At 70.2% G+C, this 12,834-nt stretch carries 11 protein-coding genes and 1 pseudogene; 2 read left to right on the forward strand and 10 right to left on the reverse strand.

Features of this window, described 5'->3' with window-relative positions; translation table 11 throughout:
• The 6 genes and pseudogenes from LAO51_17755 to LAO51_17780 all read right to left on the reverse strand — a co-directional run.
• The coding region (locus LAO51_17755) for a molybdopterin biosynthesis protein (GenBank protein MBZ5640586.1) at positions 1-639 on the reverse strand (639 nt) is incomplete at its 3' end.
• Positions 640-666: 27 nt separating this feature from the next.
• Complete coding sequence (locus tag LAO51_17760; GenBank protein ID MBZ5640587.1) at positions 667-1,911, reverse strand: molybdopterin molybdotransferase MoeA; 1,245 nt, start codon at positions 1,909-1,911, stop codon at positions 667-669.
• A 619-nt stretch (positions 1,912-2,530) separates the two neighbouring features.
• Positions 2,531-2,620: pseudogene (locus tag LAO51_17765) on the reverse strand (prepilin-type N-terminal cleavage/methylation domain-containing protein).
• 301 nt (positions 2,621-2,921) lie between these two features.
• Positions 2,922-6,056 carry a hypothetical protein gene (locus LAO51_17770; GenBank protein ID MBZ5640588.1) on the reverse strand — a complete coding sequence of 1,045 codons (3,135 nt, stop codon included), beginning with the start codon at positions 6,054-6,056 and terminating at the stop codon, positions 2,922-2,924.
• 44 nt (positions 6,057-6,100) lie between these two features.
• A complete protein-coding gene (locus LAO51_17775; GenBank protein MBZ5640589.1) occupies positions 6,101-6,715 on the reverse strand; it encodes a hypothetical protein in 615 nt (204 codons plus the stop codon).
• Positions 6,716-6,788: 73 nt separating this feature from the next.
• Positions 6,789-7,667, reverse strand: a complete 879-nt coding sequence (locus LAO51_17780; protein MBZ5640590.1) for a hypothetical protein — start codon at positions 7,665-7,667, stop codon at positions 6,789-6,791.
• A 168-nt stretch (positions 7,668-7,835) separates the two neighbouring features.
• Here LAO51_17780 and LAO51_17785 point away from each other — a divergent pair, with 168 nt between their 5' ends.
• Complete coding sequence (locus tag LAO51_17785; GenBank protein ID MBZ5640591.1) at positions 7,836-8,090, forward strand: hypothetical protein; 255 nt, start codon at positions 7,836-7,838, stop codon at positions 8,088-8,090.
• A gap of 88 nt (positions 8,091-8,178) precedes the next feature.
• Here the strand turns inward: LAO51_17785 and LAO51_17790 are convergent, their stop codons facing one another.
• From LAO51_17790 to LAO51_17805, 4 genes are all read right to left on the reverse strand, one after another.
• The gene (locus tag LAO51_17790) at positions 8,179-8,430 is read right to left on the reverse strand and encodes a hypothetical protein (GenBank protein MBZ5640592.1); all 252 of its coding nucleotides are present in this window, start codon (positions 8,428-8,430) and stop codon (positions 8,179-8,181) included.
• Between the two features lie 153 nt (positions 8,431-8,583).
• The gene (locus LAO51_17795) at positions 8,584-9,660 is read right to left on the reverse strand and encodes a hypothetical protein (protein MBZ5640593.1); all 1,077 of its coding nucleotides are present in this window, start codon (positions 9,658-9,660) and stop codon (positions 8,584-8,586) included.
• A gap of 235 nt (positions 9,661-9,895) precedes the next feature.
• On the reverse strand, positions 9,896-11,302 hold the full coding sequence (locus LAO51_17800) for an FAD-dependent oxidoreductase (GenBank protein ID MBZ5640594.1): 1,407 nt from the start codon (positions 11,300-11,302) through the stop codon (positions 9,896-9,898).
• 116 nt (positions 11,303-11,418) lie between these two features.
• Entirely contained in the window at positions 11,419-12,057 is a 639-nt protein-coding gene (locus tag LAO51_17805; protein ID MBZ5640595.1) for a DUF4124 domain-containing protein, read from the reverse strand.
• 269 nt (positions 12,058-12,326) lie between these two features.
• Between LAO51_17805 and LAO51_17810 the strand changes: the two genes are divergently transcribed.
• Positions 12,327-12,834: hypothetical protein (locus LAO51_17810; GenBank protein ID MBZ5640596.1), on the forward strand; the 508-nt coding region annotated here is incomplete at its 3' end.

Raw genomic sequence — 12,834 nt, forward strand, 5'->3', positions numbered from 1 at the left:
GTCGTAGACCTGTCCCGTCCCGAGCGGTTCGCCCGGCGGAACGAGCTCGTCGCCGGTGGACAGGATGGCGACGCGGGGTCGGGCGAAGACCTCGACTCGGGACATCCCGAGCGCCGCGAGGATGCCGGTCTCCCGCGACGTCAGCACGTCCCGCTCGCGCAACACCGCCTCGTTCTGGGCCACGTCGGTGCCCGCGAACGTGACGGAGCGGCCGGGGGTGACCGCCCGCGACACGACGACGTCGCCGCCCTCGGGCCGCGTGTCCTCGACCATGACCACGGCATCGGCCCCGCGCGGCAAGACCCCACCGGTCGGGATGGCCATCGCGGTCCCGCTCGTCACCTCGGCCTCGGGGACGCTCCCCATGACGACCGCCGCCGCGAGGACCGAGAGCCGCCGGGGGGACGCTTCGATCGCCCCGAAGGTGTCCGCGGCCTGAACCGCGTAGCCGTCGACGTTCGAGCGATCGAAGCCGGGCACGTCCACCGGACTCAGGACGTCGGCGGCGAGCACTCGTCCGAGGGCCTCATCGAGACCCACGTCCTCGGTGCCGCGGGGAGAGAGCTCGCCGAGCGCCGCGCGGAAGCGCGCCGTGGCCTCGTCCCGATCGAGGACGCTCAGGAACTGTTCCTGCTTCATGACGCACCCACCCTTCCGGCCCCCGGCTCAGTCGTAGAACAGGACCTCCACCCACTCCCCTTCGCGGTGCCCCTCGTCGCCGCTCTCGACGATGACGACGCCGTCGGCCCGCGTGGTTGAGGAGATGATCGAACTTCCCGAGACCATGATCGGCGTGACGTCGTCCCCTCGGACGGTGACGCGCACGTAGTCGGTTCGACCGAGCGGCGAGACGATCTTGCTCGCGACCCGGCACCGCCGTCGCCGGTGCGGCCAGGCGCGCGGTCGTCCTCCGAGGGCGCGGATCGTCGGCCCGGCGAAGAACTCGTACGCGCAGAGGCAGGACACCGGGTTGCCCGGCAGGAGGAACGCGATCTGGCGGCGGCCCGTGCCGAAGAAGCCGAATCCCGCGGGGCTCGCCGGCCGCATGGCGACCCCGTGCACGGCGATTTCGCCGATCTCGGCCAGGACGCCGGGCGCGTGATCCTCCGGGCCGACCGACGTGCCGCCCGACACGAGCAGGACGTGCTCGGTCGTCTCCGCGACGGCGTCCCGCACCCGTTCGCGCCGGTCGGGAACGTGGACCCGCGAGACGTCGCCCGCCCCGTCGCGGCGGCAGAGGGCGGCCAGCATCGGGCTGTTCGCGTCGGCGATGAAGGCGCCCGATGGCGTGGTCCCGGGAGGCAGCAGCTCGTCGCCGGTGACGAGGATGCGGACCCGCGGCCGGCGCACGACGTCCACCGCTGCCGCGCCCACGCCGGAGAGTACCGCGAGGTCCTGCGGCCTAAGGCGCCGGCCCCGCGCCACGACCGTCGTCCCGCGGCGCACGTCTTCGCCGACGTCGCCGACGTTCTTGAGCGGCGCGACCGCCTCGCTCACCCTGACCCAGACGGCGCCGTCTCGCTCCTCTTCCTCCGCGTGCTCGGCCATGAGCACGGCGTCGCAGCCGGCGGGCAACGGGGCTCCCGTGGCGATGCGGACCGCTTCGAGTCGCCCCACCCTGCCCGGGAAGGGGCGCCCCGGCGCCGATGCGCCGCGGACCCGAAGCTCGACCGGCGCATGAGCCGTCGCGCCGAACGTGGACTCCCCATCCACCGCGTACCCGTCCATGGCGGCCCTGGCGAAGTGCGGCACGTCGACGGCCGCGATGACGTCGGCGGCGGCCACGCGGTCGGCCGCTTCGGTGATCGGGATCGACTCCGCGTCCAGCGCGCCGGTCCGCTGCTCGAGCATCGCGAGCGCCGCCTCGACGCCGGTCCGCTCACGGAACCCCTTCATCCGCACGTCGCGCACGGTGACCCGGCCTCCATGACCGCCCCTCGCCGGGGCGCGCCCGCATCGAGCCATGAGGAGTTGGAAGACATCGCCCCCATGATACGTCAGGGCCACGATGCGGCACCCACGGTGGAGAGGCGAGCCGTCGCGGCCTCGCGCGCCGCGGCATTCGCCCGGTTGGCGGAGAATCGAGGGGGATGTTCGGAGGCTGGCCTGCTGATCCCGGTGCCGTGCCGCTCTATCTCCGGACGCGTGACTACTGCTGCGCGCCCTCGGGCCAGGCCGCGAACTGCCCGCCCATGAAGACGATCGGGCTGTCGAATCCCCCGGCGTTGGAGCCGCCGAAGGCACCCCAAACGACGCCTCCCAGGTCGCCGCCGTCCTTGCCGCCGGACGCGAGCGTGTAGCCGGTGGGCGTCGAGGAGACGTAGAAGTTGTGCCCCCAGCCGTCGAGCATCGGAACGATCTTGATGTGCGATGGCGCCACGTTGGTCGAGGGATTCGCCAACGTCCCGATATCGGCCGCGGCCGGATAGTAGTTGTTCTCGATGGCGTACGATTCCACCGCGGTGCCGATGGAGCGCATGTCGACCATGGACCGCTTCTGCTTGCCCCGGTCGATCGCGTTCAGCAGGTTCGGGATGGCGATGGCGGCGATGATGCCGATGATCGCCACGACGATCAACAGCTCGATCAGGGTGAAACCTCGGATGTCGCGCCTCGTCATCGTTCGGCCTCCTCGGTCCTGGGAGACGGACGACCCGCTACCCCGGTGGCACGATCGGTCGGCGGGTGAGCCTTCGGCCGGAGCGCATCGGATCCTCTTCCCCTCGTAGCAAATATAGGCAAACCTCCTTCCGATGCCATCGCACCCGATTCATGGGTTCCGGCCGCCGTTTCACCCTCGAACGCGGGATGGAATGTTCCGATCAAGTCGACAGCGCCGACAAATTGAACAGACGGTTCGCACGTGCCCGGTACCCCTGACGCGACGCAGGGCGGATGAGACGCGCCGCCCCGACGGATGCTCAATCCAGCGGAAGAGGCGCGAGCCCGGCGGCCTCGAGGACCCTGTTCGCGTCGGCCAAATCGGTCGCGAGGAGCTTCCGCCAGCGGGCGAGGCCCTGCTCCACGAGCTTGCCGCGCTCGGCGAAGCCGGCGATCGCGTCGGGGGTGGGGGCCGCGTCGGCGCTCTCGATGGCGGACTCGAGACCGGAGAGGGACGAGGCGAGCCGCTTGAGGGCCGTGGGCGAGAGCTCGCCAGCCTCGAACGCATCCTCTCCGGGATTGGAGGATGGAGAGCCGACGGCGCCGTCGATGGCCTTCGAGAGCGCGTCGAGAGCGGAGGCGGCCTCGGCGCTCGTCGTGTCGCGCAGCGCCGCGATCCGCTTGCGGAGGGAATCGGCCTGGTGCAGCCCGACGGCCACGCGCACGCGCTCGACCTCGACGTCCCGGGCGATCTCGTGCTGGCGGACGAGGTCGGCGTCCGTGACGGAGGAGGGGAGGCGCGGGTCCTTCACGACGAAGAGAGGCGCCGTGACGGCCCTGCCGGCGCGAGTCAGGCGCACGGTGTAGCGGCCGGGCGGGACCCACAGGCCGGCTCCGACCCGGGAGCCGCCGGTCCCGTCGGCGAGCTCCTTCGGAAGCGCGTAGCGAAGGTCCCAGATGAATCGGTGCATCCCGGCCGCGGCCCCCGGAGGCTCCCGCGACGGCACCCAGTCGGGCGTGGTCCGGAGGCGCTGCGGGTCGGTGGGCATCGCCTTGTCGCCGCTCGCGTAGCGTCGCACGAGGGCTCCGGTCGCGTCCAGGATCTCGATCGCGAGCGCCTCCGGCGCCGCCGACCTCAGGTAATAGTCGAGGACCGCGCCCGCGGGCGGGTTCTCCCCCATCGGCTCGTCCTTGGGCTCGGGCGTGCCCTGAAACGGCGCCGGGTGGAGCCGTACCGCGGCCCGAGGCGCGAACAGCACGAGGTCCGACGCCGAGGCGATGGCGTCTGCCTGCCGCAACGGCGAGATATCGTCCAAGACCCAGAACGAGCGACCGTGCGTCGCGACGACGAGGTCGCCGTGGCGCAAGTCGATGTCGCGGATCGAGCAGTTCGGCAGGTTCATCCGCAGCGGCTGCCAGTGGTCGCCGTCGTCGAAGGACACGAACACGCCGGTCTCGGTGCCGGCGAAGAGCAGCCCGCGCCGGACCGGGTCCTCGCGCACGACGTTGACGAAGCTGCCGTCCGGGATCCCGCGGGCGATCGACGCCCAGGTCCTTCCGCCGTCCCGGGTCCTTAGGATCACGGCGGAGAGGTCGTCGAGCCGGTGCCGGTCGATCGCGGCGTAGGCGGTTTCCACGTCGAAGTGCGAGGCCTCGATGTTTCCGACCTTCGACCAAGGAGCGAGATCTCCCGGCGTCACGTTCTTCCAACTCCTGCCGTCGTCGCGCGACAGCCAGATCGACCCGTCGTCCGTGCCGCACCAGATCCGCCCATCCACGAGCGGCGAGACCGCGATCGCGTAGATGACGCCGCGGACCGGTCCCTTCGCCGCGGAGTCCTCGGCGGTCGCGGGATCGAGGTTCGACGGCACCCCCGGATTCTCGCGCGTGAGGTCGGGGCTCACCTTCTCCCAGTGGAGGCCGCCGTCCACGGTCCTGAAGAGCGATTGCCGCGAGGCGTAGATCGCCTTCGGGTCGCGGGGCGAGATCGCGAGCGGCAGCGTCCACTCGCTTCGATAGTCGCCCGGATAGGCGAGCGTGGGATCGACGTCGAACTCCTGTAGCGTGCGCCAGTCGAACCGCCCGACCGTTCCTCCCCAAACGATACCGGGGTCGAGGGGATCGGGAGCGATGGTCCCGTTCTCGCCGCCGACGGCGATCCCCTTCCAATCGCGCTGGGTGATCGAGCGGTAGTCCGTGCGGACGGGCGTCGCCGCGGCGCCGGTGTCCTGTTGCGCGCCGTAGATCCAGTACGGGAACCGGTCGTCGGTCGCCACGTGGTAGAACTGCGCGGTCGGCTGGTTGTACCAGGAGCTCCAAGTCTTGCCGCCGTCCACGGTCACGACCGCGCCCTGGTCGCTCGCGACGATCATCCGGCGCGAGTCGGCAGGATCGATCCAGAGCCGGTGGTAGTCGTCGCCGCCCGGGGCGCCCTTGAACGGCAGGAACGTCTTGCCGCCGTCGGTCGAGCGGTACAGCGCGATGTCGCAGGCGTAGACGGTGTCGGCGTCCTTCGGATCGACGGTCACGCCGGCGAAGTACCAGCCGCGGTCCCAGATCCGCCGGTCGGAGTTCACCCGTTTCCAGGCCACCCCGCCGTTCTCCGAAACGAAGAGGCCGCCCTCCCTCGCGTCCACGATCGCGTAGACGCGGCGCGGCTCGGAAGGCGCGAAAGCGACTCGAATGCGCCCGAGCCGCTCCGTGGGCAGTCCCTCCGTCACTCGATGCCACGTGTCGCCGCCGTCCTCCGAGCGATAGAGGCCGCTGCCGGGGCCGTTCGAGGGCGGGTAGGCGTTCCACGGCGGCCGCCGCGTCTGCCAGAGCGCGGCCAGCATCCTCCTGCCGTTGCTCGGATCGAGGGCGACGTCGATGGCGCCCGTGTTCTCGTCCTTGAAGAGCACGGCGGTCCAGCTCCTTCCACCGTCCCTCGAGCGGAAGACTCCCCGCTCCTTGTTCGGCCCGTAGGCGTGTCCGAGCGCGGCCACGAAGACGAGGCCCGGATCGCGCGGGTCCACGACGATCTGGCCGATCTGCCGGGTGTCGGTCAGTCCGACGTGCGTAAAGCTCCTCCCGCCGTCGACCGACTTGTACACGCCGTTGCCGTACGAGATGTCCGAGCGCATGTCGGCTTCGCCCGAGCCGACGTAGAGGACCCTGGGGTCCGAGGGCGCCACGGCGATCGCGCCGATGGACGCGACCGGCTGCGAGTCGAAGATGGGCTCCCAGGTCCGCCCCGCGTTGTCGGTCCGCCAGACTCCCCCGCCCACGGCTCCGAAGTAGAAGCGGTTCGGTTCCCCCGGCACTCCCGTCGCCGTGACCGAGCGGCCACCGCGGAACGGGCCCACGAGCCGCCACCGCATGCCGTCGAAGACGCCGGCGTCGATGGGCTGCGCCGCGACGGGCGCCATCGCGGCACCGGCCATGGCCGCGCAGAGGAGCAGGCCCCGCACCGTCATCGCTCGCCCCCGTGCCCGCGGATCGAGCCTTCCGCTCCCCGCCGCTACTCGCTCTCGCCCGAGCCGCGGAAGCGGTCGTCGGGCTCCGCGAACAGGACGTTGAAGCTGGTCAACGAACCGTAGCACCCGGTGATGTAGCTCTGCAGCTTGAGCTTGACGTCCTCGGGGATCTCGAGCCCGTTGACCTGCTGCTCGAGGACGCGCAGCCGGTTGCGCAGCATCACGACCTTGTGGAAGAACGACTCGATCGGCCACCTCTGTTCCTTGAGGCCCGGCGCGCGCGGGCGGAGCACGAGGTCCCCGCCGCGCCACTTCTCGGCGGGCGCGACCGGCGTCAGGCCGGTCTCCTCCCGAATCACGCGCCTGAGCGTCATCTCGAGGTCCGTTGAGGCATCGCTCACCGCAGGGCTCCTTTCACGGTCGGACACGAGCGCCGCGGCACCGCGCGGAACGTTCGCCCCGAGGAACTCGCCGGGACGGTCGGGCCCCCGGCCCCCGCCGCGGAAACGGTGCCGGCTGCCGCAGAAATCGCACAGCACCTGCGAGATCGCGCCGTCCACGGCGACGGCGACGATGACGTGCGTGCGCGTGGCCTTGCACGCGCGGCACCAGTCGTCCAGGCGCTCTCCGGCGCGGCGGCTGCGAGTCAGGTCCGGCATCGGAATACGAGTCTAACCGATGGCGGGGCGGCGGCGTTTCCCGCAGACTTCGCTCGATCACTCGACGACGTCGTCATCGGGGTGACGAGGCCGGGGTCCTGCCCTCCACGAGCCCCTCGATCTCCTCCCGGCTCGCGACGTGGTAGAACCTGTAGCGCCTGTAGGTCTGGCGGACGTCGAGGAGCTTCTCCTCCCGGAAGTCCGCGACCCACCGATAACGCGCCCGGTGGAGCTGCACCTCCGAGACGAACCGCATGCCGTTCATCTCCCGGCCGAATTCCGTCACCACCCACTCGAGCTCGTACTCCTTCGTGTCCGGCTTGCCGCCGGGACTTGCGGCCCTCGCTTTCTCGAACTGCTGCTTCGCCGCCCAGGAATTCGGCCGGTACGCGAGCACCTTGAGGAGCTGGTAGCCGTCCCGATCGATCCACGCCCGGCCGTACCAGTCGTTGAAGTTCGCGCGAACGACGTTTCCCGGGCCGTAGTCCACGACGATGGCCGGGCGCCCCGACACGGACTCCTCGCCGACGATCCGGTACTCGTGCCAGGGTTGACGGTCTTCGAGGAACGCGAAGATGAAGAGGTACGCGTTGCGCAGATAGAGCGGGATCCGATAATCGTCCGGCTCGACGCAGCGGACCGTCCTCCCGTTCGTCACGCTCTTGCGCCACAGCCGGCAGTCCTCAAGCCGGCCCTCCGTGTCCCGCTCGTAGACGTAGGAGAACTTCACGTATCCCGACGGCGGGTCCCAGTCCTCGCGTGCCTTGTACTCGATCGTCTCCGTGCACTCGAACTTGAGCGCCACGTCGCGATAGAGGCGGGCCACCCGGGCCATGCGCGCCAGGAGATCCGCCAACCGCGAGTCGTCCGTGGCGGCCGCTTTCGGCCCGACCCCGACGGACCAGCCGATGACCGCGAGCACCACGAGAAGAGCGCAGATCGGTGGCCTCATGCGCACGCCGCGACCTCGGGCTCCATGGCGACGATGGGCGCAGCAGCTACTTCTCCCATGCCGTCCTCCCGCCACGTCGGCTTTCCGACGCGTGCCCGGGCCGATCCGACCGCCCGTCCGGGTCCGTGGTATCATGCACTTGCATCCCTAAACGGAAGGAAGGCCTTGTTGTACATCCCGCCGCGCGAATTCGTTCCGTGGACTGCCGCCCGCTTCCAGAGCGAAGAAGCTCGTGACCGGTTCCTGTCCGGAGTCACGGCTCTCGAGAATACCGAGGTCGAGGCCAAATCCATGCCCGAGGAGAGCCGAGGCGCTTGGCTCCGCTGGCGTCCGGGGCAGTTCCTGGGATTGAACGACGTCGCCTATGCCAACGGCGGCCGCATCATCCTTCCCGCGGCACGACGACGCGCGCGCCTGGCCTAGCCGCCCGACGACCTTTCCGGCGGGGTCCCGGCCGGCGACGACAGGAGAACCAACCACCCCGTGCTGCTCGGTCGGGCCGGGCCTCTTTCTACTCACTCACCGTCATTCCGCACACCGGGCAGATGACGGGCCGGCTCCGGTCCCCCAGACGCCGGAGCATCATCTCCGAGAGCATCGACGTGCCTCGCCCGACGTGGTAGCTGTGGATCCCGTGTTGAACGACCTCGATCGTCCCGACGGCTCGGCCGGGGAGGACTCTCGCCAAGTCCTCGACCGCGCGATGGCCGTTCTGCAGCAGGGTCTCGAAGTCCTGTGCGGTCCAATCGGGCGCCTGTGGCATCCGGGTGCTCCCTTGCCGATCCGTGACCGTGGAGCCGAGGTCCAAATCGCCTCAGTCTAACTTACCGTCGGATGTTTCTCACCCCCGGCCCGTCCATAGATCGACCTACTTCAGATTCCGGTCCGCACCCTCCTCCGTCGCCGCCAAGGGGCGTTACTTCCCCTCCGTCGGCTTGACGACGAGGATCTTCCCCTCGGGACCATCCGCGACGTACGCCACCCCGTCGTCGGCGGCCACCGCGTTCCTCGCTCCCTTCGCGGTCGGCATCGACGCGGTGAGCTTCAGGATCCCCTTGTCGTCGAGGTGGGCGACGGTGAGCGTCGCCGCGCCGCCCGCCGCCGCGTAGAGCAAGCGCCGTCCCGGCAGGTAATCGACGTTGTCGACGCCCGCCCCCGTGTCCAGCTTCGACAGGATCTTCCCGTCCGCGCTGCCGTCCAGGACCTCGACATGGCCCCGACACACGATCATGAGCAGCTGGCCGCTCGGCTCGACGGCGAGGCCTCCGGGACCTTCTTCGCCGCAGGCCGGCATCCAGGTCGCGGTCACCTTCCGAGTCGATACGTCGATCCGGAGCGTCCGGTCCTTGTCCTCGAGGTCGGTATAGAAGAACCCGTGACCGTCGTCCACCGCATACCCCTCGGGCGCGCCGTCCAGCTTGATGCTGCCGGCGAGCTTCGGAGCCGCGGGCTTGGAGACGTCGAGAATGGTGATCGACTGCTCGCGGGGTGTCGTGACCCAGACCTCTTTCGTTCGCGCGACGTAGGCCACCCCGTCCGGTGACGCGGGAAGGGTCACGCACCCGCCCCGGTCGAGGCTCGTCGCGTCGATCGCGCAGACGCTCGAGTCGGCGCGGTTGCCCACGTAGACGAAACCGTCGCCGATCGTCGCCGAGCTCGGCCCGACCATGCGCTTCATCCCTCGACGCTCGACCTCCTTGGTGGGGAATTTCTCCACCCGGCGGATCTCCTGCGTCTTGGTGTCGATCACGACGGTATTGCCGGTGCCGCCCGCAGGCACCCAGACACGATGCCGAGTTCGATCGACCGCCAGGTAATCGAGGGCGACGCCGATCGCCGGGGCGCCTGGAAGGGCCAAGGACGGCACCTCGGACTTCGCCGCAGACGCGAGCGCTGCGGAGGCTTCCGGCGTGGTCGCCTGCTCTGAGCCGGACACGGTGACCACGGAAACCGTGGCGACCAACAGCATGACCGTTCCCGATCGGAGCCGCATGACGGACCTCCTGGTTATACCCCCCTGGAAACGTCTCGCCGGCGCCATCGCGGCGCCGACTCCCCACGTTGGCCGTGTCGCCTTCATCCGGGCCTTCTGCCTGGGCTCCAGCTCGCGCCTCGGCGCCGCGCGAGCGCTTCGGCACGGTCGATCCTCTTGAGAGAAGGTCGATCGTAACACGGCGGGGGTCCGGGCGGCGCCGATGATTACACCCTCGACATCGGCGTCCATGGGCTCAACGATCGTCGAGGGCGGCCCGAGCGACGGACAGCATCTCGCCGCGCGAGGGGCCCGGCGCCGGACGCGGCTTCTGGAGCAACTCGCGGAACGTGTCCTCGATGCGACCCTTCAGCCTTTCGTCCTCGTCGAGGACCCGCGTGCTGTCGAGCAAGCCGAGCCTGCGCACGAAGACGCGGAACACCTCGGCGTCGGCCATCGCGGCGACCCCCGCCGCCATCACGCTGAACAGCGCGTAGTCCGCGTCCCTGCGCGCGAAGTCGACCGGTCCGCCGGTCCACATGCGGTGGCGCTGCTCGTCCAGGGCGGTCGCGAACTCGTGGCGCTCGAGCAAGGTCGGCATGACCGCGTTCCGGTAGGCGGCGAAGGCGTCCCCGAGGTCGTCGTGCGCGCGAAGCGCACGCGCGACCTCCACCGCGTGGATCAGCGAGAAGCTCAGGCCGTGCGCGAGCACGGGGTCGGTGTGGCAAAGGGCGTCCGCCACCGGGAACAAGCCGCCGGGTTGCGCGTCGTCCGTGACGTTGATCGTGTTCTGCAGCCCGCCCATCGGCAACACGGGAGTGATCGCCTCCGCCAGCTCTGGGTTGGCCCACGTCCTCAGGGCCGGGATCCGGGCGACGGCCGCCTCGAACGCGGCCTCGTGCATCAGGATCTTCAGCTCGGGAGCGCCGGTCGGCACGGCAAGAACCGCCGCGAACGTCCCGTTGTCCCCCGGGAACGTGGAGAATCCCATGTAGCCGAGATCCCCCCGCGGGCCGAGGAGCCACGGGCCGTCCGGCAACCCGCTTCCACGCCGCAGCCGGTAGTAGCGACTGTAATAGATCACGCCGCATTCGCTCCGCCTGGGCCCCGGGACCGCGCGGCCCCGCTGCTCGAGCCAGCCGTGCATCGGAGAGCGGCGCCCCATGGCGTCGACGGCGGCCTCGACGTCGATCGCGCGCCCGTCCACCTCGACGCCTCCGACCCCGTCGCCCTCGAGCCGGACACCGCTCACCGGGACGCCCGAATGGACCTCGATGCCGGATTGCGCCAGGACGGCCCTCCGCAGGCCCCACTCGATGAGCGGCCTGCGCACGGCCATGTACTGGAGCACGGCGTCCGCCGGCTCGGCCGTGCCGGGCAGCTTCCGGCTGACGTCGACGTCGTAGGCTCCTTCCCGGATCAGCGACGCGTGGACGTCCCCGAAGTGCTCCACCAATTCCTGTCGGCCACGCGGTATGAACGCGTGCGGCTGCAGGAAGTGGGGAATCCCCTTGCGCTCCCACGCGAAGGCCTGGCCGGAAGCGGATGCGTGCACCGGGTCCCGCTCGATCAGAACGACGCGATGACCGTCGCGAGCCAGGGCGAGCGATGCGGCGAGCCCCGCCGTGCCGGCACCGAGTACGGCGATCTTCCGCTTCCGCATCATCGCGCACCAGATTAAGCCACCTGGCGCCTCTGCCGCACACCTCCCCGCCTCGCCCCTCCTACCCCGACTCACACCGAGCGGAAGGCGGACACGATCGGGATCGGCCCGGCGCGCTAGATCGCGGCGATCTTCCACTCGCCGCGCGCGGTGCGCTCGAAGAAGATCCACTTCGGCCGCAGGCCGTCGCGCGAGGCGTGGATGGACCAGAAGGGGCCGACCTCGCCGTCGACCTCGATGCGGGTGAATGCGCTCACGGTCGTCCGCATCTCCTCGAGGGGGAACGACTCGGCGTCGCCGCCGAACCGCACCAGGGCGGACGACGTGAGGCAGGCGGCGGCGGCGGCGCGATCGCCGCGCCCGATCGCGGAGACGAAGGCTCGCCAGGTGCTCTCCGGGGACGCGAATCGACCGCTCGGCGCGTGAAGCGCGCCGCCGGCGTCGCCGGGGAGACGGTCGGCTCCGGCCGGCTCGATGACGCTCCATTCCCGCGGCCGGGGCGCGGGGTCCGCGACCGGCGCCGGGGGCACGCCGGCCGGTGCACCCCGCTCGGCCGTCGACGCCAGCGGCTTCGACGGCGCCGGTGCGACGACCTTCCGGTGCTTGGGCTCGGGGCACGGTTCGTCCTGATAGAGCACGTTCCCGTCGGGGTCCTTGCACTCATGGATCTTCGGCTCCTCCGTCGGGGATGCGAGGACGCCAAGCGCCGAGAGCGAGCCGAAGGCGGCCAGCAGGACGTGCGGAACGTGTTTCATCGCGCAACCTCTACGAGAATGTAGGCTCCGGCCGATCCTGCCGCCGGTGCCTTCTTGGTCCTTTTAGCTTCTTTTTCTTGACGTCACCGGCGGCAAGGGGTATCCAACCCCGATCATGAGGGGATGGCGTGGGCGGGTGCGCGGATGACCCGGGTTCGCCGGGAGGTCGCGACTCGCGCACCCGGCTCTCTCTGCTCCCCCCAATCCGTCCGATGTCCGCCGGTTCCGCGAGCCGGTGAAACCGTTCACAGCCACGAGGAGGGATCCCGATGAAGAGGTCCTCACCGCGGTCCACCGTATGGATTCTGCCGATCGTCATGGCGCTCGCCGTGCTTCCCGTGCTGTCCTCCTCCCACACCGCCAAGCAGAACCCGCCCGTCAAGATGGGCACCTCCGGCGGCAGCTCGGCCGACATCAGCAGGCTGTACTGCTGCGCGGGAACGCTGGGATCGGTCGTGCTCTACGACGGCAGGCTGAGCATCCTGAGCAACAACCACGTTCTGGCGCGATCGGGCCTCGCGAGGGCGGGTGAAAGCACCGTCCAGCCCGGACTGATCGACAACGGCTGCAGCGCGTCCGGGTTGAACGTCGTCGGGACGTTCCCGGGCGACCTCGTTCCTCTCGGACACAACGTGGACGCCGCGATCTCAACCGCCATCTCTGGCAAGGTGGATGCCACCGGCGCGATCCTCGACATCGGCGTGCCCTGCAGCACGGTGCAGGCGCCCACGGTCAATCTCGCGGTGAGCAAGAGCGGACGAACCACCGGGACCACGA

It is taken from the genome of Terriglobia bacterium (assembly GCA_020073205.1).
Taxonomy (GTDB): Bacteria; Acidobacteriota; Polarisedimenticolia; order Polarisedimenticolales; family JAIQFR01; genus JAIQFR01.

Coding starts and splice junctions, on each gene's coding strand:
- LAO51_17770 (MBZ5640588.1), bottom strand. CDS start 6,056: ATGACGGTGCGGGGCCTGCTCCTCTGCGCGGCCATGGCCGGTGCCGCG.
- LAO51_17775 (MBZ5640589.1), bottom strand. CDS start 6,715: ATGCCGGACCTGACTCGCAGCCGCCGCGCCGGAGAGCGCCTGGACGAC.
- LAO51_17780 (MBZ5640590.1), bottom strand. CDS start 7,667: ATGAGGCCACCGATCTGCGCTCTTCTCGTGGTGCTCGCGGTCATCGGC.
- LAO51_17790 (MBZ5640592.1), bottom strand. CDS start 8,430: ATGCCACAGGCGCCCGATTGGACCGCACAGGACTTCGAGACCCTGCTG.
- LAO51_17795 (MBZ5640593.1), bottom strand. CDS start 9,660: ATGCGGCTCCGATCGGGAACGGTCATGCTGTTGGTCGCCACGGTTTCC.
- LAO51_17800 (MBZ5640594.1), bottom strand. CDS start 11,302: ATGCGGAAGCGGAAGATCGCCGTACTCGGTGCCGGCACGGCGGGGCTC.
- LAO51_17805 (MBZ5640595.1), bottom strand. CDS start 12,057: ATGAAACACGTTCCGCACGTCCTGCTGGCCGCCTTCGGCTCGCTCTCG.